Genomic DNA, 24,825 nt, shown 5'->3' with positions numbered 1-24,825 from the left:
CGCGCACCTAATCCACGGGCTCGGACGCCATGCCTCATATCCTGATTGTCGAAGACGAAGCGGCGATTGCCGACACGCTGATTTTTGCTCTGCAGGGCGAGGGCTTCACCACCACGTGGCTGAGCCTCGGCGCGGCGGCGCTTGAACATCAGCGGCAGACGCCGGCCGATCTGATCATCCTCGACATTGGCCTGCCGGACATCAGCGGTTTCGAGACCTGCAAGCAACTGCGGCGCTTCAGCGAGGTGCCGGTGCTGTTCCTCAGCGCCCGCGATGCCGAGATTGATCGTGTGGTCGGGCTGGAAATCGGCGCCGACGACTACGTGGTCAAGCCGTTCAGCCCGCGAGAAGTCGCGGCGCGAGTAAAGGCAATCCTGAAACGCATGGCGCCGCGTCCAGCGATTGAGACCAGTTCAGCGCTGTTCCGTATTGATCCGGAACGGATTCAAATCATTTATCGCGGCCAGACGTTAAGCCTGACCCGCCACGAATTCCGCCTGCTGCAATGCCTGCTCGAACAACCCGAGCGGGTCTTCAGCCGCGAGCAATTACTCGATGCGCTGGGCGTGGCGGCCGACGCCGGTTACGAGCGCAGCATCGACAGCCACATCAAAAGCGTGCGCGCCAAACTGCGTCTGGTGCGTGCCGACGCCGAGCCGATCCAGACCCATCGCGGCCTTGGTTACAGCTACAGCCCGGGGCACAGCTGATGTCACTGGGGCTGCGGATCTTTTTGGTGTATGTGCTGTTTGTCGGCCTGACCGGGTATTTCGTGCTCAACACGGTGATGGAAGAAATCCGCCCCGGCGTGCGCCAGTCCACCGAAGAAACCCTGGTCGATACCGCCAACCTGATGGCGGAAATCCTCCGTGATGATTTCAAGGCCGGCACCCTCAGTGAGAATCGCTGGCCTGAATTGCTGCGCGCGTATGGCGAGCGTCAGCCGCAAGCGACCATCTGGGGCTTGCCGAAAAATCAGGTCAACCACCGTATCTACGTCACCGACGCGAAAGGCATCGTCGTGCTCGATTCCAGTGGTGTCGCGGTCGGTCAGGATTACTCGCGCTGGAACGACGTCTACCTGACCCTGCGCGGTGAGTACGGCGCACGTTCGAGCCGCAGTGATCCGGATGACGCCAGCTCGTCGGTGATGCACGTCGGCGCGCCGATCCGCGACAACGGCCAGATCATCGGTGTGGTCACCGTGGCCAAGCCGAACAGCTCATTGCAGCCCTACGTCGATCGCACCGAGCGGCGCCTGCTGTTTTACGGCGCCGGATTGATCGGCCTCGGTCTGCTCTTTGGCGCATTGCTGTCGTGGTGGCTGAGCCGCGCGCTGCATCGTCTGACCGGTTATGCCCAAGCGGTGAGTGAGGGCCGGCGGGTGGAAGTGCCGCATTACCGTGGCGGTGAACTGGAACAATTGGCTACCGCCGTGGAACAGATGCGCACGCAACTGGAAGGCAAGGCCTACGTCGAGCGTTATGTGCACACGCTGACCCATGAACTGAAAAGTCCGCTGGCGGCGATTCGTGGCGCGGCGGAGTTGCTGCAAGGGGACATGCCGCCGGTTCAGCGATTGCGCTTTGTCGGCAACATCGACAGTGAAAGTGCGCGGATGCAGCAGTTGATCGAGCGGTTGTTGAATCTGGCACAAGTGGAACAACGTCAGGGCCTTGAAGAGCGGGTCGCCGTGCCGTTGGCGGCGCTGGTTGATCAGTTGTTGCAGGGGCAGGCGGCGCGGATTGAAGGAAAGCAGTTGCGCATCGAACAGGCGATTGCGGCTGATCTTCTGTTGATCGGCGAGCCGTTTCTGCTGCGTCAGGCGTTGGGTAATCTGCTGGAGAATGCGCTGGATTTCACCCCGGTTGAGGGGCTGCTGCGCTTCAGTGCCGAGCGGGTTGGCGAGCAGATCGAATTTCGATTGTTCAATGAAACGGCGCCGATTCCTGACTACGCTTTGCCGCGTTTGACTGAACGCTTCTACTCATTGCCGCGCCCGGACAGTGGACGAAAAAGCACGGGGTTGGGGCTTAACTTCGTTGAAGAGGTGGTCAAGTTACATGGTGGGACGATGCAGATTCGTAATGTCGAAAGTGGTGTTGAGGTGACATTGCGCTTGCCTTGATTCCGTCAAAAGATCGCAGCCTTCGGCAGCTCCTACATAGGGTGCGTACACCTGTAGGCGCTGCCGAAGGCTGCGATCTTTTGATTTTTCCACACAATCTCCACATTCCCCCCACAAAACCCCCACACCCACTCAGCAGACTCTCCCCATCCAAACAGGGAGAGTCCCATGAACAAGAATCTGACTATAAAGCTCGGCGCCATCGCCCTGCTGATCCTGCTGTTATTGATCCCGCTGCTGATGATCGACGGCGTCATCGACGAGCGCCAACAGCTGCGCGATGGCGTGCTCGAAGACATTGCCCGCAGCTCCAGCTACAGCCAGCAACTGAGCGGCCCGGTGATGGTGGTGCCGTATCGCAAAGTGATTCACAACTGGAAAACCAACGATAAAACCAACCAGCGTTACGACGAACCGGGCGAAGAACGCGGGCGTTTGTACTTCCTGCCGGAACGATTTGAACTGGACGGCCAGGTGCAAACCGAACTGCGTGCGCGGGGCATTTATGAGGCGCGGCTGTTCCACGCCGATAACCGCATCAACGGCCATTTCTCATTGCCGGCGCAATTGGGCATCAAGGAAGACTTCAGCGACTACCAGTTCGATGCACCGTTTCTCGCGGTCGGTATCAGCGATATTCGCGGTATCGAAAATGCGCTGAAACTGGAGCTCGATGGCCAGCGCCTCGATTTCGTTCCGGGTACGCAAGTCGGTTGGCTCGGTGAAGGTGTGCGGGTCACGCTGCCGTTGCTCGACACCAGTAAAACCATGGAACTGAGCTTCGGCTTCGACCTGCGTCTGCAAGGCACTGGTTCATTGCAGGTGCTGCCGGTGGGCAAGAGCAGCAGCGTCAGCCTCACTGCCAACTGGCCGCATCCAAGCTTTGTCGGCAACTTCCTGCCGGGCAAACGTGAAATCAATGATCAAGGTTTCAGCGCCGATTGGCAGACCACGTTTTTCTCCACCAACCTGCAAGACGCCATGAGCCGTTGCGTGAGCAGCAATGATTGCGAGGCGTTCAACGGTCGTAGCTTCGGTGTGAGCTTTATCGATCCGGTGGATCAATATCTGAAGAGTGACCGGGCGATCAAGTATGCGCTGCTGTTCATTGTCCTGACGTTCGCCGGTTTCTTCCTCTTCGAAGTACTCAAGAGTCTGGCCGTGCACCCGGTGCAATACGCGCTGGTTGGTGTGGCGCTGGCATTCTTTTATCTGTTGTTGCTGTCGCTGTCGGAGCACATTGGTTTTGCCCTGGCATATTTGCTGTCGGCCAGTGCCTGTGTGGTGTTGATCGGATTTTATGTCTGCCATGTGCTGCGCAGTGTGCGTCACGGCTTGAGTTTTTCGGCGGGGCTGGCGGCGTTGTATGGCCTGCTTTATGGCTTGCTGAGCGCTGAGGATTACGCGTTGTTGATGGGCTCGTTGTTGCTGTTTGGTTTGCTCGGTGTGTTCATGGTGCTGACGCGCAAACTGGATTGGTACGGGATCGGTCAGAAACCGGCGAAGCCGTTGGAGTTTGATGTCGGGGCGATGCAATGAGCCGGTCGCTGGGATTGCGTGAGGATCAGTGCTGGAGGGAGGGATTGGTGACGCGGATGATCGGTTTTTTGCCTGTGGAACCGAGGTGGTGCCATCGCTGGCAAGCCAGCTCCCACAATGAGTTCGGTGATGACACAAATCCCCGATCTACCACAAATCCTGCGGGAGCTGGCTTGCCAGCGAAGAGGCCGGAACAGGCGCCGCCGATTTAAGGCTTGGGCATCGTGGCGATCATGGACGGTCGCTGACTCACCTCAAAGAACCAGTTGGCCAGTTGCGGGTTGGCATCACGCCAGCCCAGGTCCGGGAAACGCAGATCGAGATAACCCAGCGCACACGCCACGCTGATCGCCGCGACATCGAAATGGCTGGTCAGCTCGGCAATGGCATCTTTTTCCAACACTGCGAGGGCGCGGCGGATCTTGTCGCGCTGAGCCTCGAGCCATTCATCCCAATGCTTTTCCGGCGCGCGCAGGACCATTTCATAACGCACCATCACCGACGCATCCATGATCCCGTCGGCCATCGAGGCCAGGGTCAGGCGGCGCCAGCGAGCCGCGCCTTCGCGCGGGATCAGCGGGTTGCCGACGTGTTGTTGGTCGAGGTATTCGAGGATCACACGGCTGTCATGGATGACATTGCCGTCGGCCAGGCGCAGGGCAGGGATCTTGCCCAGCGGGTTGTCGAGATTGAGCTCGGCGCTCGGGCTGACCGGGCTGAGCACGCAGTCTTGCAGCGCGACGCGATCCTGCTGGCCGGTTTCGTGCAGCAACACCATCACTTTGCGCACAAACGGGGAGAGCGTGTTGTGGTACAGGGTCATGCTGGGGGCGGACATTGGCAAACCTCGGTGATCGTCGAAGAGCAGGTGGTTAGCCTAGTCAGAACCGCGATGGCTGGCGAGGGAATTTATGGCGCCCATCCGGCCGCCATCGCTGGCAAGCCAGCTCCCACAGGTTTTTGCAGTGAACACACATTTCAGGCCCAGCAGAGATCCTTGTGGGAGCTGGCTTGCCAGCGATGAGGCCATCACCGACAGCACAAAAACTACCTGCGCAGCAACAATCCCCTGATCGCCAGAAAGGCCGGAACACCCAGTCCGACCCAGCTCAATGCATCCCAAATCCCATCCCCCAGCAACGCCGCAAACAACCCCGCCGCACTGAGCAACGCAATCACGATCGGCGTGCTGAAGACTTTCCAGAAACTCGACTGACGCGGCTTCATGCAGAGGCCTCCGCCGTTTCCAGCACAGGCCTGGCCGCTCTGCGCCGCACCACCCACAAATACACGCCACTGCCGAGCACAATGATCGTCAGCACATCCAGAGTGGCCCAGAGGATTTTCATCGGCATGCCGCCATAGTCACCAAAGTGCAGCGGCTGCGACATGCCCATGGCGTCCATGTACCACGGCCGTTCGGCCACGGCGGTGACCTGCAGCGTGGTCGCATCGATCAGCACCGGCGTCAGCAGATGCGAGGTCAGGTGCGTACCGCCCTTCATGAACACCGAGTAATGGTGTTCGCTGGAAAAGCGTGTGCCGGGGAAGGCAATGAAATCCGGTTTCATCTCCGGCGCAACTTCAGCAGCGATATCGAGCAAACGCGTGGCCGGCGCCAGGTGGGTCAGCGGTGGCGCACCGCGGTACGGTTCGATCAGCGCAGTCAGTGCGTCATTGCGCCAGGCAGCGATCAGCAGGTCGGCGCAGGCGCTGATCACACCGGTCACGCCGACAACCAGCGCCCAGGTCAGGGTGACAACACCGATCAGGTTATGCAGGTCGAGCCAGCGCAGCCGTGTCGACTTGTCCTGACGCACCGTGCCGAACTTCAAACGGCGCATGAACGGCAGGTACAGCACCGTCCCGGATACGATGGCCACGACAAACAGCAGCCCCATGAACGCCAGCAGTAATTTGCCCGGCAGCCCGGCGAACATGTCGACATGCAGTCGCAGGATGAACAGCATCAAGCCGCCATTGGCCGAAGGCGTTTCCAGCGCTTCCCCGGTTCGCGCATCGAGCATGAACGTGTGCGAGGAATTCGGTTCGGTGCCAGCGGTTTTCGCCATGATCGTCAGCACGGCGTTCGGCTCATCGTCATCGAAGCCGAAGTACTGCACGACGTCATCGGGGCGATGCTTTTCGGCGGCCTCGACCAGTTGCGCCAGATTCAATCGAGGCGTATCGGCTGGCAGCTCGCGCACTTCGGGTGCGTCGCCGAGCAGGTGCTCGATCTCGTGATGAAAGATCAGCGGCAAACCGGTCAGTGCCAGCATCAGCAAAAACACGGTGCAGACCAGGCTGGTCCAGGTGTGGATGAACGACCAGCGACGAATTGTTTTACTTTTCATTTCATGACCTTCAAAAACACCAAAGCCGTCCACGAAGGACGGCCTGGTCACAGGGCCTGTTTCAGCTCAAGCGCTTACCACTTGTAAGTGGCGCTGGCGACGACACTGCGTGTGTCGCCGTAGTAGCAGTAGAAGCTGTCGCAGGTGGAAATGTATTCCTTGTCGAACAGGTTGGTTGCGTTGACCGCCAGCGACGCGCCTTTGAGGCTGTTGTCCAGACGGCCGAGGTCGTAATGCACACTTGCGTCGAACACGGTGTAGGCGTCCGCTTTGCCCAGCCAGGTATTGGCCTTGTCGCCGTAGGTGTTGCCGGTGTAACGCACGCCACCGCCAATGCCGAAGCCGTCGAGGACGCCGGCGTGCCAGGTGTAATCGGTCCACAGCGACGCTTGCTGGTTCGGCATCAGTTGCAGGCGATTGCCCTTGTCGACGCCATTCTGCACTTCGGATTTGGCCAGGGTGTAGGCAGCGATGACTTTCAGGTTGTCGGTGACGTCGGAAACCGCTTCCAGCTCGAGGCCTTTGACTTTCACTTCGCCGGTCTGACTGGTGATCGAGACGTTGTTGACGAAGGTGTTGACCGAGACGTTCTTTTGGGTGAGGTCGTACACGGCGGCGGTCAGCAGGGTTTTACTGCCCGGTGGCTGGTACTTGATGCCCAGTTCCCACTGCTTGCCTTCGGTCGGTTTGAGCGAACCCGTCGAGGTAGCGTCGGCACCCGTGGTCGGCTGGAAGGATTCGGCGTACGACAGGTACGGCACGAAACCGTTGTCGAAGACATAACTGAGCGCTGCGTTGCCGCTGAAGGCCTTGTCACGCTGGGTGTTGGTGGCATCGCCCTTGTTGATGAACTTTGTGCTGGTGTGCACCCAGTCTTCACGGCCGCCGAGGGTCAGGCGCCACTGGTCGAGGGCCATCTGGTCCTGAATGTACAGGCCGGTCTGGTAGGTTTTCTGGTCGTAATCGTAAAACGCCGTGGAGCGCGCTGGACGTACGATTGGCTGGCCGTAGATCGGGGTGATCACGTTGGTGGTCAAACCGTCGCCGAAGATCGAGGTGTAGTTGGTGTTGCTGCGCTGATGATCCAGGCCCAGCAGTAGGGTGTGGCGGATATCGCCAGTGGCGAAGTCGGCCTGGAAGTTGTTGTCCACGGCGAACTGGCTGATGTCTTCTTCGACGCTGGTGCTGGTGCGCCCGACGTTGCCTTGATCATCCACTTCGGTGAACGGGTAGGAACCCGGCGTCAGCGACTGGAACGACAGGTCCGACTTGGTGTAGCGCAGGTTCTGCTTGAACTGCCAGACATCGTTCAGACGATGTTCGAAGGCGTAGCCCAGCGCGTAGTAGGTGCGATCGTAATATTCCCAGTCCGGATCACCCAGATTCTTGTGGTGGGAAATATCACCGAACGGTGACTTGATCTTGGTGCCCTGAATCGGCAGGAACTGACTGGTGATGCCGGTATCGTCGCGGGTGAACTGGCTCAGCAGGGTGAGCTTGGTGTCGTCGTCGATGTTCCAGGTCAGGCTCGGCGCGATGTTGTAGCGCTTGTTGTCGACGTGATCGACTTGCGTGCCGCTGTCGCGCACCACACCGCTGAGACCGTAGAGGAACTGGCCGGCGTCATCGATCTTGCCGGTGCTGGCGAAGTTGATCTGACGGTGATTGTCGCTGCCGTACTGCAGCTGGATTTCGTTGCTGGCTTCGGCGCTTGGGCGACGGCTGACCATGTCCAGCAAACCGCCCGGTGGGGTCTGACCGTACACCGACGACGCCGGGCCACGCAGCAGGGCGAGGCGGTCGAGGTTCCAGGTTTCCTGTTTCGGGTTGGCGTACACGCCTTTTGGCAGTGGCAGGCCGTCGAGGAACTGGGTCGGTTCGAAACCGCGCACCCGCAGCCAGTCGGCACGGGTGTCGCTGCCGTAGCTGCTGGCGGTGATGCCCGGCATGTAGCGCACGGCGTCATCGATGCTGTGCACGCTGCGGTCGTCCATTTGCTGGCGAGTCGCGACGGAGATCGAACGCGGCGCTTCGACCAGTGCGGTGTCGGTCTTGCTGCCAGCGGCGGTGCGGGTGGCGGTGTAGCCGTCGACCGGTCCCCAGGCGCTTTCGAAGTTTTCCACACCGATAACCGATGTTTCCGGCAGGGCCAACGTCCCTTCAGGCACCGCCACAAGGGTGTAGGTGCCGGTGCTGCTTTGTTCCAGTTGCAGACCGGTGCCACGCAGGGCCGCGCGCAAGGCACCGGCCGCGTCGTACTGGCCGTTGACCGGCGCCGAGGTCTTGCCCGCCGCCAGCGACGGATTCAGCGACAGCGCAATGCCGCCCTGGCTGGCGATCTGGTTCAGGGTGGTCGACAGAGGCGCCGCCGGCAGGTTGTAGGCGCGCACGCTGGACGCTTGTTCAGCGGCGAGCAACGGACTGCTGATCAGCGGCGCGCTGAGCGCGATGGCGACGGCCAGCAGACCGGGGCGCAACAAGGTGTCTAGCGAACGGGACATACGGCGGCTCCTGAATGGAAATATTTCTCAATTGCCTGTGTGCCGGATGAAAAGCAGAAAGTGATAGGGCAGGATGAAAATAATTTCGATTAACTGGAAACAGCCACATTTCTGCGGGCTTGATCGTTCCCACGCTCCGCGTGGGAATGCCTCAATGGACGCTCTGCGTCCGCTTCGGCAGGGACGCAGAGCGTCCCGAGCTGCATTCCCACGCAGAGCGTGGGAACGATCAGGTCAAGGGGAGGAGGGCTCGGCCTTAGCGACTGTGACCCAATATGGCGTATGCCGCTCGATCTGCACCGGCAGGGTCGGCAGCAGGGCGCTCAGGGCTTTATCGGTGTCATGCAGCGGGAAGCTACCGGTAATCCGCAGGTCAGCCACGTCAGGTGCCACGCCCAGATGCCCGCGACGATAACGCCCGAGCTCGTGCACCAGATCGCCCAACCGCGCGTTATCGACCACCAACATGCCGCGCGTCCAGGCATCGGCGCCGGGGTTGAGCGCGACGATCGAACCCAATCCATCACTGCGCAGCAGCACTTGCTGGCCTTCATGGAGGATTTGCTCTGCAGGGTTGGATTGCGGGTGCGCCGCGACCGCCGACTGCAACACACTCAGGCGCGTGCCTTCTTCTTCACGCTTGACCAGGAACCGCGTACCCAGCGCGCGCATGCTGCCTTCGCGGGTTTCGACGATAAAAGGGCGCGCATCGCCATGCCCGGTTTCGACAAGAATTTCGCCTTCCTGCAACACGATCAACCGGCGCTTCTCATCGAACCGCACATCCACCGCACTGTGGGTGTTCAGATTCAACACAGTGCCGTCCGCCAGACGCACGGTGCGCTGCTCACCGGTCGCGGTGCGTTGATCGGCGAGCCAGTAATCCAGCGGCAGAAAGCGTTCGCTGGCGAACAGCCCCACACCGACCAGCACCACAACGCTGGCCAGCCCACCGCCCAGTCTGCGCACCCGGCGGCGAATGCCTTCGCGTGACTGCAGCAAGGCACTGCGGGCCGGACCTTTGGCCACGCTGAAGCGCTGATCGAGCATGCCCAGTTGCCGCCACGCGCGGGCGTGTTCTTCATGGGCCGCATGCCATTTGGCGAATTCCTCACGCTCCAGCGGGCTGCTTGAGTCGAGGGTCAGTTGCCAGGCAATCGCCGCGTCCAGCACATGCGCCGGCACCGGTCTGGAACTGGCCGGGCTCACGTCGGCTCACCGTACAGGGCGATGTAGCACTGGCGAATGCCTTGCGCCAGATACTGCCGAACGCGCGGCACCGAGACGCCGAGCTTGTCGGCGATCTCGGCATGGCTGAGGCCGTCGAGGCGGTTATAAAGGAACGCGGCGCGGGCCTTGGTCGACAGTTTGCCGAGCAAGCGGTCGATGGCTTTGAGGTCTTCGAGAATCATTTGCTGTTCTTCCACCGACGGTTGTTCGCCTTCGGGGATCAGCATCAGTTCGGTGAGGTAGGCCTGTTCCAGCGCCGCACGGCGGAAGTAGTCGAACAGCAAGCCTTTGGCGATCGCCACCAGAAAGGCGCGGGGCTCACGGGGTGTCAGCATGTCGTCGCGACCGAGCAGGCGGACGAAGGTGTCCTGGCTCAGGTCTTCGGCGCGCTGCGGGCAGGCCACATTGCGCCGCAGCCACGCCAGCAGCCAACCGCGATGGTCACGATACATCGCACCGACGAGCTCACTGTTAGGGCTTGGGACTGACGACACCGGACATCACCGATTGGGAAATATTAACTAACGCGAATTGTTCGCGATTGTGGCAGAGGTGGGAATGGTTAGCAATTGGCCACTGGTCAGGTAAGCGTTTAAAGGCAGACCCTCACCCTAGCCCTCTCCCGGGGGAGAGGGGATCGATCGGGGGATATTCTGGAGGTACACCGACCTGAGCGAACTTCAGGGAATCCATAATCGACCCGATTTCTCAGGTCGATGAAGAGCCCGAGACACCTCGGTAGGCTCCCTCTCCCTCTGGGAGAGGGCTGGGGTGAGGGGGATGGATCTTGGACTTGACTCAATTTCAGAACGAAGGCGCCTGCTGCCGCCGCTTCCACTGACTCAGCCGCTGCTGCAAATTCAACGGACTATGAATCTGCTGCCCCCGCGCCCGGCTGAACAGAATCAACGCCAACTCCGCAGTGGCCAGCGCATCGGCACTGGCGTTATGCCGCTCGAACACCTCAAGCTTGAACCAGTCGATCCACTCATCCAGCCCGGCCTCACGAATATTCGCTTGCGGACACACCAGCGGTGCAATGTCGGCGACATCAAGAAAGACCTGCTGCAACTTGTGCCCCAGATGTTCCTTCAGCGCACGCCCGAGCATGTGCTGATCAAACGGCGCATGAAACGCCAACACCGGGCTGTCGCCGATAAATTCCATGAGTTCCAGCAACGCCTCGACCGGCTCACTGCCCGCCGCAATCGCATTCGGCCCCAACCCGTGAATCAACACGCTGGGGCTGAGCTTCAGCTCGCGACATTGCAGCGTGCGTTCGAACTGCTGACTGAAGTCGATCGCGCCGTCCTCGATCACCACCGCGCCAATCGACAACACACGGTCCTTGTTCAGATTCAGCCCGGTGGTTTCCAGATCCAGCACTACCCAACGTTGTTCGCGCAGTGTGCATTCGCTCAGCTCGGTAATCGTCGGCAGCTGCGCCAGACGCTGCTGAAAATCCACCGGCACCACCGCACTCGCCGGGCGCAGCCACGAGAACAGGCTCATAGCTGATACCGCAAGGTCAGGCTGCTCTGCAGGCGCTGGGCCTGGCGCAGGGATTCACGCAGGATGCGCCGGTCGAGATGATTGAGGCTATCCGGGTCGACGCGGTTGGAATAGGGCAGGTTCTCCCGCGTCTGCAATTGATGCTGCTGCATGCGCGTCTGCTGTATGAAGTGATAGGCCTCTTCATACGCCGCGCCATCCAGTCGCTCGATGACTTCTTTCTCGACCAACTGACGGAAGCGCTCGAGGGTATTGTTGGCGTCGATACCGTTAGCCAGCGCGAGCAATCGTGCGCCATCCACGAACGGCGTCAGCCCCTGCACCTTGAGATCCAGCGTGGCTTTCTCGCCGTTCTTGCGCGCCAGCACAAATTCGCGGAAACGTCCCACCGGTGGGCGATTGCGCAGGGCGTTCTCGGCCATCATGCGCTGGAACAAACGGTTGTCGCCGACCTGATCGAGAATGCCCCGGCGCAGTTGTTCACAGCCTTGTTCATCACCCCAGACCACGCGCAGGTCGAAATAAATGCTCGACCCGAGCAGATTCTCCGGCGTCGCCTCACGAATAAAAGCTGCAAAGCGCCGTGCCCATTCTGCCCGCGACAGACACAGCTCGGGATTGCCGGCCATGATGTTGCCCTTGCACAGAGTGAAGCCGCACAGCGCCAGACTCTGGTTGATTTGCTGCGCAATCGGCAGCAGCTTGCCGCGAATCTCCGCTGCATGCGCAGCATCGCGGGCGTCAAACAGAATGCCGTTGTCCTGATCGGTGTGCAGCGTTTGCTCGCGGCGGCCTTCGCTGCCGAAGCACAGCCAACTGAACGGCACGCCGGGATCGCCTTTTTCCGCGAGGGTCAGCTCGATCACCCGGCACACAGTGTGATCGTTGAGCAAGGTGATGATGTGGGTGATCTGCGTCGACGACGCGCCATGAGCAAGCATGCGCTCGACCAGTTGGCCTATCTCACCGCGCAGACCGACCAGCTGTTCGACGCGTTGGGCGCTGCGAATCGTCCGGGCTAGATGCACCAGGTCGACCCGTTGTAGCGAAAACAGATCACGTTCTGAGACCACGCCACACAAACGCTGATCCTTGACCAGACAGACATGCGCGATGTGCCGTTCGGTCATGGCAATCGCCGCATCGAACGCACTGTGATCCGGCGAAAGATAAAAGGGCGAAGGCGTCATGTGGCGCTCGATGGCCTCGCTGAAATCACCGACGCCCGCAGCCACGACATGACGCAGATCACGCAGGGTGAAAATGCCCAGCGGCGCCTTGTGTGCATCCACCGCAACGATGCTGCCGACCTGCTGCTCGTGCATCAGCTTCACCGCTTCACGCAATGGCGTGTCGGGGCTGCAGGTGACCGGGTGACGCATCGCCAGTTCGCCCAGTCGGGTGTTCAGCGAGTACTGCGTGCCGAGGGTTTCCACGGCTTTCTGCTGCACTTGCTGATTGACTTGATCGAGCAGACTGCTTACCCCGCGCAAGGCGAAATCGCGAAAGGCGTTGGAGAGGGCGAACAGTTTGATGAACGCCAGTTTGTTCAGTTGCAGGCAGAAAGTGTCTTCGCCCGCAAGGTGCTCGGTGCGCGTCGCGCGTTCGCCGAGCAATGCGGCCAGCGGAAAACATTCGCCGGTGGTGATTTCAAACGTGGTCTCGGTGCCGGGCTTGGTGATGTGCTGACGTTCGCCGACCACCCGACCTTGCTTGACGATATAGAAGTGTTCAACCGGGCCGTCGGCGGGTTTGATGATGCTTTCGCCCTGGCCGTAGAAACGCAGCTGACATTGCTCCACCAGATAAGCCAGGTGGGCGTGTTCCATCTGATTGAAGGGCGGGAAGCGCTGGAGGAATTGCAGGGTGCCCTGAATGTTCTGCAATACCGCGGTTTTCCCTGCCTGGGTGAAGGCGTCCGCTTTACTCATAACCATTACCGCAGTCTTTTTCGAATTGTTGTTGTCGGATCGTTCTGGCCATGGTCGACCCCTGCGGGCGGGGTGCCCATTGGACGTAAGTCTAGGTTTGCCATGCCGTTCGGCACATTTGGGAAGTGCCCTACAAAAACAGTCGGAAATTCGCCCGCCAGCCTCTTGGAAAAAAATCCGACGAAGTGCACATTGAAGCTCTGCTTAGCGATGTCTGACGACTGTGCCAGGTGATTGATTTGAAAACGTAGAGAACGCCATGTCCGACCACGATATTTTGAGCGACGCCGAGCGTGAAGCGCTCAGCGCTGTAATGCTCGAACCCGATTTGCCGCCGCAGCGTGTACTGATCGTCGATGACGACAAGGACGCCCGAGAGCTGTTGTCGGAGATTCTCGCGTTGGATGGCATTCGTTGCATGACCGCAGCCAGTGGCGAGACGGCGCTGAAGATGCTCGAAGAAAAACCTTCGATCGGGCTGGTGATTACCGATCTGCGCATGGGCCATGTCGGTGGCCTTGAGCTGATCCGCCAGGTGCGTGAGTCGGTAAGGGCGGCGATGCCGATCATCATTGTCTCGGGCGATGCCGATGTGAAAGACGCGATCGCGGCGATGCATTTGAGCGTGGTGGATTTTCTGCTCAAGCCGATTGATACGGGCAAGTTGTTGGAGTTGGTGAAACATGAATTGGGGATTGAACCCTAAGAGCCCCTCACCCTAGCCCTCTCCCGGAGGGAGAGGGGACTGACCGCGGTGAATGTTTGAGGTACACCGACCTGAGATTCCCGAGTCGAACTCCGGTTTTGAAAGCACAAAGATCGGCTCCCTTTCCCTTCTACCCTTGGCAACTCCTGAGCCGAGCTCAGATTTTGAAAAGCACAGAGATCGGCTCCCTTTCCCCTCTACCCTTGGCAATTCCTGAGTCGAGCTCAGATTTTGAAAAGCATACAGATCTGCTCCCTTTCCCCCTCTCCCCCCTGGGGGAGAGGGCTGGGGTGAGGGGGGATGGATCTCAAGCCCACCACAAAAATCCAATCCACAGCACAAACAAAAAAGCCCTGATCTTTCGATCAGGGCTTTTTCATGTCCGGCATTCAGCGCAAGTTACAGGCCGTTGGCCTTCTTGAACTCGCGACGACGACGGTGCAGCACCGGCTCGGTGTAGCCGTTCGGCTGTTTGGTGCCTTCGATCACCAGTTCGACCGCCGCCTGGAAGGCGATGTTGCTGTCGAAGTTGGGTGCCAGCGGACGGTACAGCGGGTCGTTGGCGTTCTGACGATCCACCACCGGCGCCATGCGCTTGAGGCTTTCCATCACTTGCGCTTCGGTGACTACACCGTGGCGCAGCCAGTTGGCGATGTGCTGGCTGGAGATACGCAGCGTGGCACGGTCTTCCATCAGGCCGACGTCATTGATGTCCGGCACTTTCGAGCAGCCCACACCCTGGTCGATCCAGCGCACCACATAACCAAGAATGCCCTGGGAATTGTTGTCCAGTTCGTTCTTGATCTGCTCCGGAGTCCAGTTCGGGTTGACCGCCAGCGGAATGGTCAGGATATCGTCTACCGAAGCGCGAGCACGTTTGGCCAGTTCGACCTGACGGGCGAACACGTCGACCTTGTGGTAGTGCAGCGCGTGCAGCGCAGCAGCAGTCGGCGACGGCACCCAAGCGGTGTTAGCACCGGCCAACGGGTGCGCGATTTTCTGTTCGAGCATCGCCGCCATCAGGTCCGGCATCGCCCACATGCCTTTACCGATTTGCGCGCGACCTTGCAGGCCGGTGCTCAGACCGATATCGACGTTCCAGTTTTCGTAAGCGCCGATCCACTTCTCAGCCTTCATGTCGGCCTTGCGTACCACCGGGCCGGCTTCCATGGAGGTGTGGATTTCGTCGCCAGTGCGGTCGAGGAAACCGGTGTTAATGAACACCACGCGCTCGCTGGCCGCTTTGATGCAGGCCTTGAGATTGACCGTGGTGCGGCGCTCCTCGTCCATGATCCCGACTTTCAGGGTGTTGCGCGTAAGGCCCAACACGTCTTCGATGCGGCCGAACAGCTCGTTGGTGAACGCTGCTTCTTCCGGGCCGTGCATCTTCGGTTTAACGATGTAGACCGAGCCGGTGCGGGTGTTACGACGCGAGGTATTGCCGTTGAGGTTGTGCATCGCCGCCAGGCAAGTCACCAGACCGTCGAGGATGCCTTCCGGAACTTCGTTGCCGTCTTTGTCGAGGATCGCGTCGATGGTCATCAAGTGGCCAACGTTGCGCACGAACAGCAGCGAACGACCGTGCAACGTCACTTCACCGCCATTTGGCGCGGTGTAGGTGCGATCCGGGTTCATGGTGCGGGTGAAGGTCTGACCGCCCTTGGACACCGATTCCGCGAGATCGCCCTTCATCAGGCCGAGCCAGTTACGGTAGATCACCACTTTGTCGTCGGCATCGACGGCGGCCACGGAGTCTTCGCAGTCCATGATGGTGGTCAGCGCCGCTTCCATCAGGATGTCTTTGACGCCGGCCGGGTCGGTCTGGCCAACCGGGGTAGTGGCGTCGACCTGGATTTCGAAATGCAGACCGTTGTGTTTCAGCAGGATCGCGATTGGCGCGTTGGCGTCGCCCTGGAAACCAATCAGTTGTGCATCGTCGCGCAGACCACTGTTGCTGCCGCCCTTGAGGGTGACCAGCAGTTTGCCGTCGGCGATTTTGTAGCCGGTCGAATCGACGTGGGAGCCAGCAGCCAATGGCGCGGCTTCGTCGAGGAAGGCACGGGCGAAGGCGATGACTTTGTCGCCACGCACCTTGTTGTAGCCTTTGCCTTTTTCCGCGCCACCTTCTTCGCTGATTGCGTCGGTGCCGTAGAGGGCGTCATACAGCGAACCCCAGCGGGCATTCGAGGCATTGAGAGCGAAGCGGGCGTTCATCACCGGCACAACGAGTTGCGGGCCGGCGGTGCGGGCGATTTCATCATCGACGTTTTGCGTCGTTGCCTGGAAATCAGCCGCTTCTGGCAACAGATAACCGATTTCTTGCAGGAAGGCTTTGTAGGCCACGGCGTCGTGCGCCTGACCGTTGCGTTCCTGATGCCAGGCGTCAATACGAGCCTGGAAGTCATCGCGTTTGGCGAGTAGGGCTTTGTTCTTCGGCGCCAGGTCATGAATGACCTTGTCGGCACCTTCCCAGAATTTTTCGGCGGTGAGGCCGGTACCGGGAATGGCTTCGTTGTTCACGAAGTCGAACAGGACTTTGGCGACCTGCAGGCCACCGACTTGAACGTGTTCAGTCATTGCTTGCCTCACTCTGCTCAGCTATTTCGCTTTTCAGCTCTTCAATTTGACAATGAAGCCTCTGGCCATTTAAACCACAAACCTGCCGACCAGTACATGCCATTGCTGGCGGCTGGGCTGGGACCAATCAACGGCTTGGGGCCTTGCTGACGGGGCTTTCAGGGTTGCGAACAGGCTTTGGGCAGACATCGATTCAGCGTTATGTAGTGCGCGCTGCGGCATACTACATGATGAGTTGCGCTTGTGAAAATCAGACTAATTACGTCGTTCTGCGACCTCATGTCGCATTGCGGTCACATCGCGGAACGGGATGTTCTCAAAAAACAGATGGATTGTTCCAGCTAAATATAAAAAGTTGTACACGATTTGTTGTTTCGGGCGTCTGAGGCGGCGGACCGTCCCTTGCCTATACTTGCCCTTCTACAACAAAAGTCATGACAAGAGGGCTGCGCCATGGACCATCTCGTACTCACCGTATTCGCCCCGGACAAGCCCGGGCAGGTCGAGCGCATCGCCCAATGCATTGCCGAACACGGCGGTAACTGGCTGGAAAGCCGCATGTCGCGGATGGCCGGGCAGTTCGCCGGGATTCTTCGGGTCGGGGTGCCGGCAGAGGCTTACGACGAATTAGTCGATGCCTTACAAGCATTGTCGACGCATGGCATTCGCGTATTGATTGCCGAGAGTGGCATCGAGCAATCCTGCACCTGGAAGCCGATCGCCATGGAGTTGGTGGGCAATGACCGGCCCGGTATCGTCCGCGACATCACTCGGTTGTTGAGCGAGCAGGGCGTCAACCTTGAGCGGCTGGTGACTGAAGTGCGTCCGGCACCGATGAGCAGCGAACCGCTGTTCCACGCCGAAGCGATTCTCGCGGTACCGCTAACCCTGTCGCTGGATGTATTGCAGTCGCGGCTGGAAACCCTGGCTGATGATCTGATGGTCGAACTGGTGTTACGCACAGACAGTTAAGCGCTGACCGGGTTATCCAGTTTTAACGTGCACCTGCCTGTGGATAACCTGTAGAGACCGGGCGCAGCGCCAAGCCGGCCGGGGCTTGCGCGGAACTGATCAAAAAACCGCCAACATTCAGTGACTTGCACACAAACGGCGGGGATCACGATGTGGATAACCTTGGGAAGGAACGATGCAGGCCACGAGAACCGTGGCCTGTGAGGGTTTGTACGTTTTTTGATCAGCTGCGCCGGCGTAAACTGATCACGGCATCGACGCTGTAAACGGCCAGGCCGGCCCAAATGAAGATAAACGCCACCAGTGTGCTGGACGATAGATGCTCACCGAACAGCAGCACGGCTTGCAGCAGCACCAAAGTCGGCGCCAGGTATTGCAAGAAGCCGATGGTGGTGTAGGGCAAGTGACGCGTGGCAGCGTTGAAGCACACCAGCGGGACCAATGTCACCGGGCCGGCCGCTACCAGCCACCAGGCTTGCGAGGTGGTCCAGAACTCCGGTTGGGCGCTGGTCGCGGTCTGATTGAACAGCAGCCAGGCAATCGCGATCGGTACCAGCATCCAGGTTTCCACCACCAGTCCCGGCAACGCCTTGACCGGCGCCTGTTTGCGGATCAGACCGTAGAAGCCGAACGTCAACGCCAGCACCAGCGACACCCACGGCAGACTGCCGACCTGCCACACCTGTTGCGCCACACCGACCGCCGCCAGGCCGACCGCGAGCCACTGCATCCGCCGCAAGCGCTCGCCGAGAATCAACATGCCCAACAGCACGTTTACCAACGGGTTGATGTAGTAACCGAGGCTCGCTTCCAGCATGCGCCCGTTATTCACCGACCACACGTAGGTCAGCCAGTTGGCCGCGATCAACGTGCCGCTCAAGGCCAGAATCGCCAAACGTTTAGGGTTGTCGAGCAGTTCGCGCAACCAGCCCGGGTGTTTCCACACCATCAGCAACAACGCACCAAACAGCGCCGACCACAGCACTCGATGGATGATGATTTCAACGGCCGGCACTTCGGCGATGGCTTTGAAGTAGATCGGGAACAGGCCCCAGATGATGTAGGCGCTCAGGCCCAGAATGTACCCGCGACGCGGGTTGGCGGCTTGCATGCAGAATCCTTGCTTAGGCAGCTAACAAAGGAGGGATTGTAAGGAGATTTGTCTACGAGTGCCGTAGCGCAATGGTCGGGAAATTGTGAACACCGGACAAATGTAGGAGTGAGCCTGCTCGCGATCGCGGTCTGACATTTAACATTTACGTCGACTGACAAAGCTCTATCGCGAGCAGGCTCACTCCTACAAGGGGGAGGTGGTGATCAGAAGAGTTTCAGTGGCTCTTCATTCAGCGCGGATAGCTGCTCACGCAGCGCCAGCACCTGATCACCCCAATAACGCTCGGTGCCAAACCACGGAAAACTGTGCGGGAAGGCCGGGTCATCCCAGCGCCGCGCGAGCCAGGCGCTGTAGTGCATCAGGCGCAAGGCGCGCAGCGGCTCGATCAGCGCCAGTTCTCGCGGATCGAAGTCGTGGAACTCGTTGTAGCCGTCCATCAGTTCCGACAACTGCCCTAGGCATTCCTGACGATCACCGGCGAGCATCATCCAGATGTCCTGCACCGCCGGGCCCATGCGGCAGTCGTCGAGGTCGACGATGTGGAACATCTCGTCGCGGCACATCATGTTGCCGGGGTGACAGTCGCCGTGCATGCGGATGTTCTGGTGCGGCGTGTTGGCGTAGGCATCTTCCACGCGTTTGAGCAGGTCGCGGGCGACAGACTCGTAGGCCGGCAGCAGGCTTTTTGGAATGAAGTTGCCTTCAAGCAAGGTGTTCAGCGAGGCATGGCCGAAGTTCTGCACGGCGAGGGCTTCACGGTGTTCGAACGGCTTGGTCGCGCCGACCGCGTGGATGCGCCCGAGCAACTGGCCGAGGCGATACAGCTGATCAAGGTTGCCCGGCTCCGGCGCACGACCGCCGCGACGCGGGAACAGGGTGAAGCGGAAACCGGCATGCTCGTGCAGGGTTTCGCCGTTGTGGATCAGCGGCGCTACCACCGGGATGTCGACGTTGGCCAGTTCGAAGGTGAATTGATGTTCTTCGAGGATGGCTTCGTTGGTCCAGCGTTGCGGGCGGTAGAACTTGGCGATCAGCGGTTCGGAGTCTTCGATGCCGACCTGATAGACGCGGTTTTCGTAGCTGTTGAGCGCGAGAATGCGCGCATCGCTCAGGAAACCGATGCTTTCAACGGCATCGAGCACGAGGTCGGGGGTGAGGGTTTCAAACGGGTGGGCCATGCTGACTCCTGCGCGCAGCAGGCTGCCGCGTCCGGCCCAGCATGGTAGCGCAGATGGCAGCGGGGGAGGTGGTTGGTGTCTGTGCTGACGCTATCGCGAGCAGGCTCACTCCTACAGGGGAACGCACGCATTCCAAATGTAGGAGTGAGCCTGCTCGCGATGAGGGCCTGTCAGGCGCCGACGATTCCACCATCCTCGCGAGTGATCGCCATCACCGAAGACCGCGGCTTGCCATTCGGCAGATGCTCGGGGAAGGTCGACCCGCCGTTCTCCCCCGGATGCTGAATCCCGACAAACAGGGTTTTCTGATCCGGCGAGAAACTGATCCCCGTCACCTCACAACCAATCGGCCCGACCATGAACCGGCGAATTTCACCGGTCTTGGGATCGGCGCAAAGCATCTGGTTATTGCCCATCCCGGCAAAGTCGCCGGCGTTGCTCGAATCGCCATCAGTGAGAATCCACAGGCGACCGGCCTTGTCGAAACCCAGGCCATCCGGGCTGTTGAACATGTTCTGCGGGGTGATGTTCTTCGAGCCACCCTTCGGCGTCCCGGCATGCACGCCCGGATTACCGGCGACTACAAACAGGTCCCAGGCAAACGTCTTCGATGCGTGATCGTCACGGTCGGTGCGCCAGCGCAGAATTTGCCCGTAGACGTTTTTCTCGCGCGGGTTCGGCCCGCCCACCGGCTGCCCGTCTTCGCCGCGCTTGGCGTTGTTGGTCAGGGTGCAATAGACCTGGCCATCCTTCGGACTGACGACGATCCATTCCGGGCGGTCCATGCGTGTTGCACCAACCACGCTGGCGGCGAGGCGTGCATGGATCAGCACTTCGGCCTGATCGGCAAAGCCGCTGCTGGCGTCGATGCCGTTTTTGCCGTGGGTCAGCTCGATCCACTGGCCCTGGCCTTTCGGGTGATCGGGGTTGCTGTCGCCGTTGTCGAATTTCGCCACGTACAAGGTGCCGTGATCGAGGATGTCGCGGTTGGCCTTGGCGTTGCGGTGGTTGATGCGGTCGCGGCTGACGAATTTGTAGATGAACTCGCCACGCTCGTCGTCGCCCATGTACACCACGGCGCGACCGTCGTCGGTCTCGGCCAGTGCGGCGTTTTCATGTTTGAAGCGGCCCAGCGCGGTGCGTTTGACCGGGGTCGATTGCGGGTCGAACGGATCGATCTCGACCACCCAGCCGTGACGGTTGAGTTCGTTGGGGTTTTTCGCCATGTCGAAGCGCGGGTCGTACGGGTGCCAGTTGATCTCGCGGCTGGCGACCGAGACGCCGTAACGCTTCTGCGCCGGGTCGAACTGTTGCTGGGCATTGCTGCTGCCGAAACAGTCGGTGAAGTTTTCTTCGCAGGTCAGGTAAGTGCCCCACGGCGTTTTGCCGTTGGCGCAGTTCTGGAAGGTGCCGAGGACTTTCTTGCCGTGTTTGTCGGCTGCCGTTTTCATCAAGTCGTGACCGGCAGCCGGGCCGCTGATGCGCAGCGGTGAGTTGCCGTGAATGCGGCGGTTGTAGCGTGAGCCCTGAACGAACTGCCATTGGCCGTTCTTGCGCTGTACCTCGATCACCGACACGCCCTCGCAGGCCAGTGCTTTACGCACGTCTTCGGCCGATTGCGGCATGCCGCCGTGCGGGTAGAGGTAGCGGTAGTTGGTGTATTCGTTGTTGATCGCCATCAACGCGCGATTGCGGTCGTCGGGGAAGGCGAACAGGCTCATGCCGTCGTTGTTGTCGCCGAATTGCACTTCCTGTGCGGCCGCGGTGCCGTTGCCGCTCGGGTCGAAGGCCGGGCCGTTCTTCTGCAGGGGCTGGCCCCAACTGATCAGCACCGAAGACTTGTAGCCTTTGGGCAGGGTGATGACGTCGGTGGTTGCCGCCGGAATACTCTCGAAACCGAGCAGACGACTGTTGCCGGCGCTGACGCCAGTGGCCAGCGCGCTGCGGCTCAACAGGCTGCCGCCGAGGAACATCGCCGCGCCGCACAGCGCACCGGCGCCGATGAAACCGCGACGGCTGAGGCCGACCATTTTTTCCAGGTCAGTGGATTGGTTTTCTTCTAATAGGCTCACATCAGGCTCCCTGCATGGTTTTGGCAGCCACCTTAATGAGCGTCGATGACGCTTTCGTTGCAGCGCCTGATTACAGCGGCGTGCCGAGCAGCACATTGGACGGCGAAAACTGCACCTGCACCGGTTGTGCGACGCCCAGCCCGCGAGTGCGCAGGTCCAGCGGTTCCGCCAGGGCACAGAGGGTATGGCCGTTGGGCAGGGCAATGCGCACTTCGCTCGGGCCATCCTCGGCGTCGAGGATCGTTTCGATGGTGCCGTTGAGAAGATTGTGACCAAACGTTGCAGGCTGCTCGTTGCTGAGCAATTCCAGCCAGCCGGCCTTGATCAGGGCCACCACTTCGGTGCCGGCTTGCAGCTCCAGATGCACGGTGCTGTCGTGGGTGATCTGCGCGTCGAGGCACAGGCCTTCGGCCAGTTCGAGGCGGATCAGGTCATTGCGGCCCTGCGCTTCAATCGCCACGACCTTGCCGTGCAACTGATTGCGTGCGCTGGTTCTGAGCATCAAACGACCGAGCAGATCCAGATCACTGGCGTCTTCCGCTGCCTCCAGCACCTGGGTCTGCAAGGCCTGCAGTTTTTGGTACAGGCGCAAAACGCGCTCGCCTTCGCTGGAGAGTTTCGCGCCGCCGCCGCCCTTGCCACCGACGGCGCGCTCGACCAATGGTTTTTGCGCCAGGTTGTTCAGCTCATCAATGGCGTCCCACGCCGCTTTGTAACTCAGGCCTGCGCTTTTCGCCGCGCGGGTGATCGAGCCCTGTTCGGCGATGTGTTGCAGCAAGGCGATGCGCTGCGGACGGCGGACGATGTGCTGGGAGAGCAGGGAAGGCATGGACATGGATGGGTGCTTTTTTATGGCGGTGGACGTGGAAGTTGGCCGCTAGCGACGCGAGAGTCAAGTCGAGCCGAGATCCCTTGTAGGAGTGAGCCTGCTCGCGATTGCGGTGGATCAGTCAGCATAAATGTTGGCAATGATGACGCTATCGCGAGCAGGCTCACTCCTACAGGGATTGTGCTGGCTCAGGTTCCGGGTTTTGGCGTGCGGGCCAGGCAATAGACATCGACCCGTGCAGCGCCTGCGTTCATCAGTAACCGGGCGATTGCCTGGGCAGTGGCACCCGTAGTCAGCACATCATCGATCAACGCCAGATGCCGGCCTTTCACATCGGAGTCGGGTATCAGGCTGAAAGCATTGCGCAGATTACCTTTACGCGCCTTGGCATCGAGATTTTGCTGAGCGTCGGTATCCTTGATTCGCCGCAGAACCCGTTCTTCGCACGGCAGATCCAGTGACTGACTCAACCACCGCGCCAGCATCGCAGCCTGGTTGAACCCGCGTTGACGCAGGCGTTTGTTCGCCAGCGGCACCGGCAACAACACATCAGGCCTCGGTAACCCCTCATCGAAGCGATGTTGCAGGTATTGCCCGAGAACGTCGGCGAGCAGGTGACCAAACGGCCATTTTGCGTTGTGTTTAAAACGCGTAATCAAACTGTCGACCGGGAAGCCATAGCGCCACGGCACCACCACCTGTTCGAATGCCGGCGGCTCTAGCAGGCACTCGCCACAGGTCAGGCCGGCGGCGAAGAGTGGCAGAGCGCAGGTCTGGCAGTGGTCGCCGAGCCACGGCAAATCAGTTTCGCAGGCCACACAGATTGGCATTTCTGCTTCTGCCGGCTCATCGCAAAGCAAGCAGCTCTGTATGTTATTTAAACAGATGTAAACCTGTCCTTCGTATCGTGGTTGACAGCGCATGACTCTTCCTTAAATATGCCGAACATCCGTGTCGCGCCTGTGGGTATTCCGTTCCCGCAGCCGCCAGCCAAGCATAACCAAGGAACTACCCATGAGCGCGAGCACCACTGCCACCCTGCGTCACGACTGGTCTCTGGCCGAAGTCAAAGCACTCTTCGTACAGCCATTCAACGACTTGCTGTTCCAGGCGCAAACGGTGCACCGCGCACATTTCAACGCCAACCGCGTTCAGGTGTCGACCCTGCTGTCGATCAAGACCGGCGCCTGCCCGGAAGACTGCAAGTACTGCCCGCAGTCCGGTCACTACAACACCGGCCTTGAAAAAGAAAAGTTGATGGAAGTGCAGAAAGTCCTCGAAGAGGCAGCACGCGCCAAGGCCATCGGTTCGACACGTTTCTGCATGGGCGCGGCGTGGAAACATCCGTCGGCCAAAGACATGCCGTACGTGCTGAAAATGGTCGAAGGCGTGAAGGCCATGGGCCTGGAAACCTGCATGACCCTCGGCCGTCTCGATCAGGATCAGACCGAGGCACTGGCCAAGGCCGGGCTCGATTACTACAACCACAACCTCGACACGTCGCCCGAGTTCTACGGCAGCATCATCACCACCCGTACTTACAGCGAACGTCTGCAAACGCTGGCCTATGTGCGTGAATCGGGGATGAAGATCTGCTCCGGCGGCATTCTCGGCATGGGCGAGTCGCTGGATGACCGCGCCAATCTGCTGATCCAGTTGGCCAACCTGCCGGAGCATCCGGAATCGGTGCCGATCAACATGTTGGTGAAAGTTGCCGGCACCCCGCTGGAAAACGCCGAAGACGTCGATCCGTTCGACTTCATCCGCATGCTCGCCGTGGCCCGCATCCTCATGCCGCAATCCCACGTGCGCCTGTCCGCCGGCCGCGAAGCGATGAACGAGCAGATGCAGGCCCTGGCCTTCTTCGCCGGCGCCAACTCGATTTTCTACGGCGACAAACTGCTGACCACCGCCAACCCGCAGGCGGACAAGGACATGCAGTTGTTCGCGCGTCTGGGCATTCAGCCGGAAGCTCGTGAAGAACATTCCGATGAGGTTCACCAGGCCGCAATCGAACAGGCGCTGGTGGAGCAGAAGAGCAGCGAGCAGTTCTACAACGCCGCGGTTTAAAGCTGCGCGGATTCCTCTGAAGGAATGCAAAACCCCTTGTGGGACGAGCCTGCTCGCGAAAGCGGTGCCTCAGTCGACATTGATGTTGGATGTGAAGGCCTATTCGCGAGCA

The 24,825-nt window shown here is 60.1% G+C and carries 20 protein-coding genes; 6 read left to right on the top strand and 14 right to left on the bottom strand.

Translation table 11 applies throughout. From position 1 onward, the window contains the following. The first annotated feature begins 29 nt into the window (after window positions 1–29). The 3 genes from creB to creD all read left to right on the top strand — a co-directional run bounded on the left by creB (window position 30) and on the right by creD (window position 3,667). Window positions 30–710 (top strand): two-component system response regulator CreB, encoded by a 681-nt coding sequence (creB, locus tag LOY43_RS26155; RefSeq protein WP_038363216.1) that lies wholly within the window; start codon window positions 30–32, stop codon window positions 708–710. Further along, complete coding sequence (gene creC / locus LOY43_RS26150) at window positions 710–2,128, top strand: two-component system sensor histidine kinase CreC (RefSeq protein WP_095050278.1); 1,419 nt, start codon at window positions 710–712, stop codon at window positions 2,126–2,128. Before creB ends, creC begins: the two co-directional genes overlap by 1 nt. Window positions 2,129–2,296: 168 nt before the next feature. Further along, window positions 2,297–3,667, top strand: coding sequence for a cell envelope integrity protein CreD (creD, locus tag LOY43_RS26145; RefSeq protein WP_258708912.1), 1,371 nt, complete (start codon window positions 2,297–2,299; stop codon window positions 3,665–3,667). Between the two features lie 208 nt (window positions 3,668–3,875). Here the strand turns inward: creD and LOY43_RS26140 are convergent, their stop codons facing one another. The 8 genes from LOY43_RS26140 to LOY43_RS26105 form a co-directional block, all read right to left on the bottom strand. Continuing rightward, window positions 3,876–4,505: a glutathione S-transferase gene (locus tag LOY43_RS26140; RefSeq protein WP_095126234.1), complete on the bottom strand. Its 630-nt coding sequence runs from the start codon at window positions 4,503–4,505 to the stop codon at window positions 3,876–3,878. 209 nt (window positions 4,506–4,714) lie between these two features. Further along, window positions 4,715–4,894, bottom strand: coding sequence for a hypothetical protein (locus LOY43_RS26135; RefSeq protein WP_095050282.1), 180 nt, complete (start codon window positions 4,892–4,894; stop codon window positions 4,715–4,717). Then, window positions 4,891–6,021: a PepSY domain-containing protein gene (locus LOY43_RS26130; RefSeq protein WP_095050334.1), complete on the bottom strand. Its 1,131-nt coding sequence runs from the start codon at window positions 6,019–6,021 to the stop codon at window positions 4,891–4,893. The genes LOY43_RS26135 and LOY43_RS26130 overlap by 4 nt, the downstream gene beginning before the upstream one ends. A 74-nt stretch (window positions 6,022–6,095) precedes the next feature. Beyond that, window positions 6,096–8,522, bottom strand: a complete 2,427-nt coding sequence (locus LOY43_RS26125; protein ID WP_258708911.1) for a TonB-dependent siderophore receptor — start codon at window positions 8,520–8,522, stop codon at window positions 6,096–6,098. Window positions 8,523–8,756: 234 nt separating this feature from the next. Beyond that, window positions 8,757–9,731, bottom strand: a complete 975-nt coding sequence (locus LOY43_RS26120) for a FecR domain-containing protein (protein WP_095050284.1) — start codon at window positions 9,729–9,731, stop codon at window positions 8,757–8,759. After that, complete coding sequence (locus tag LOY43_RS26115) at window positions 9,728–10,204, bottom strand: RNA polymerase sigma factor (protein ID WP_189661312.1); 477 nt, start codon at window positions 10,202–10,204, stop codon at window positions 9,728–9,730. The genes LOY43_RS26120 and LOY43_RS26115 overlap by 4 nt, the downstream gene beginning before the upstream one ends. 352 nt (window positions 10,205–10,556) lie before the next feature. Beyond that, the gene (locus LOY43_RS26110; protein ID WP_258708910.1) at window positions 10,557–11,264 is read right to left on the bottom strand and encodes a PolC-type DNA polymerase III; all 708 of its coding nucleotides are present in this window, start codon (window positions 11,262–11,264) and stop codon (window positions 10,557–10,559) included. After that, on the bottom strand, window positions 11,261–13,195 hold the full coding sequence (locus LOY43_RS26105; RefSeq protein WP_305883329.1) for a putative nucleotidyltransferase substrate binding domain-containing protein: 1,935 nt from the start codon (window positions 13,193–13,195) through the stop codon (window positions 11,261–11,263). The genes LOY43_RS26110 and LOY43_RS26105 overlap by 4 nt, the downstream gene beginning before the upstream one ends. A 259-nt stretch (window positions 13,196–13,454) precedes the next feature. On the opposite strand from LOY43_RS26105, the gene LOY43_RS26100 reads away from it, so the two are divergent. Next, complete coding sequence (locus LOY43_RS26100) at window positions 13,455–13,901, top strand: response regulator (RefSeq protein WP_095050287.1); 447 nt, start codon at window positions 13,455–13,457, stop codon at window positions 13,899–13,901. A 399-nt stretch (window positions 13,902–14,300) separates the two neighbouring features. Here the strand turns inward: LOY43_RS26100 and LOY43_RS26095 are convergent, their stop codons facing one another. Then, on the bottom strand, window positions 14,301–16,478 hold the full coding sequence (locus tag LOY43_RS26095; protein WP_258708909.1) for a malate synthase G: 2,178 nt from the start codon (window positions 16,476–16,478) through the stop codon (window positions 14,301–14,303). 453 nt (window positions 16,479–16,931) lie between these two features. On the opposite strand from LOY43_RS26095, the gene LOY43_RS26090 reads away from it, so the two are divergent. After that, window positions 16,932–17,450, top strand: coding sequence for a glycine cleavage system protein R (locus LOY43_RS26090; RefSeq protein WP_093429935.1), 519 nt, complete (start codon window positions 16,932–16,934; stop codon window positions 17,448–17,450). Between the two features lie 223 nt (window positions 17,451–17,673). Here the strand turns inward: LOY43_RS26090 and rarD are convergent, their stop codons facing one another. From rarD to LOY43_RS26065, 5 genes are all read right to left on the bottom strand, one after another. After that, entirely contained in the window at window positions 17,674–18,561 is an 888-nt protein-coding gene (gene rarD / locus LOY43_RS26085; protein WP_093429936.1) for an EamA family transporter RarD, read from the bottom strand. Between the two features lie 206 nt (window positions 18,562–18,767). Continuing rightward, window positions 18,768–19,742: a serine/threonine protein kinase gene (locus tag LOY43_RS26080; RefSeq protein ID WP_093429937.1), complete on the bottom strand. Its 975-nt coding sequence runs from the start codon at window positions 19,740–19,742 to the stop codon at window positions 18,768–18,770. A gap of 170 nt (window positions 19,743–19,912) precedes the next feature. Continuing rightward, complete coding sequence (locus LOY43_RS26075) at window positions 19,913–21,814, bottom strand: PhoX family phosphatase (protein WP_093429938.1); 1,902 nt, start codon at window positions 21,812–21,814, stop codon at window positions 19,913–19,915. Window positions 21,815–21,884: 70 nt separating this feature from the next. After that, the gene (locus LOY43_RS26070; protein ID WP_095126231.1) at window positions 21,885–22,649 is read right to left on the bottom strand and encodes a TOBE domain-containing protein; all 765 of its coding nucleotides are present in this window, start codon (window positions 22,647–22,649) and stop codon (window positions 21,885–21,887) included. A gap of 182 nt (window positions 22,650–22,831) precedes the next feature. Then, the gene (locus LOY43_RS26065; RefSeq protein ID WP_258708908.1) at window positions 22,832–23,566 is read right to left on the bottom strand and encodes a ComF family protein; all 735 of its coding nucleotides are present in this window, start codon (window positions 23,564–23,566) and stop codon (window positions 22,832–22,834) included. Window positions 23,567–23,657: 91 nt separating this feature from the next. On the opposite strand from LOY43_RS26065, the gene bioB reads away from it, so the two are divergent. Then, entirely contained in the window at window positions 23,658–24,713 is a 1,056-nt protein-coding gene (gene bioB / locus LOY43_RS26060; protein ID WP_007910031.1) for a biotin synthase BioB, read from the top strand. Window positions 24,714–24,825: the final 112 nt, after the last annotated feature.

The organism is Pseudomonas sp. B21-041, from assembly GCF_024748675.1.
Classification (GTDB): Bacteria; Pseudomonadota; Gammaproteobacteria; order Pseudomonadales; family Pseudomonadaceae; genus Aquipseudomonas; species Aquipseudomonas neuropathica.
Note: the sequence above shows the minus strand (reverse complement) of the source record. Positions and strands in the feature narration are given on the sequence as shown.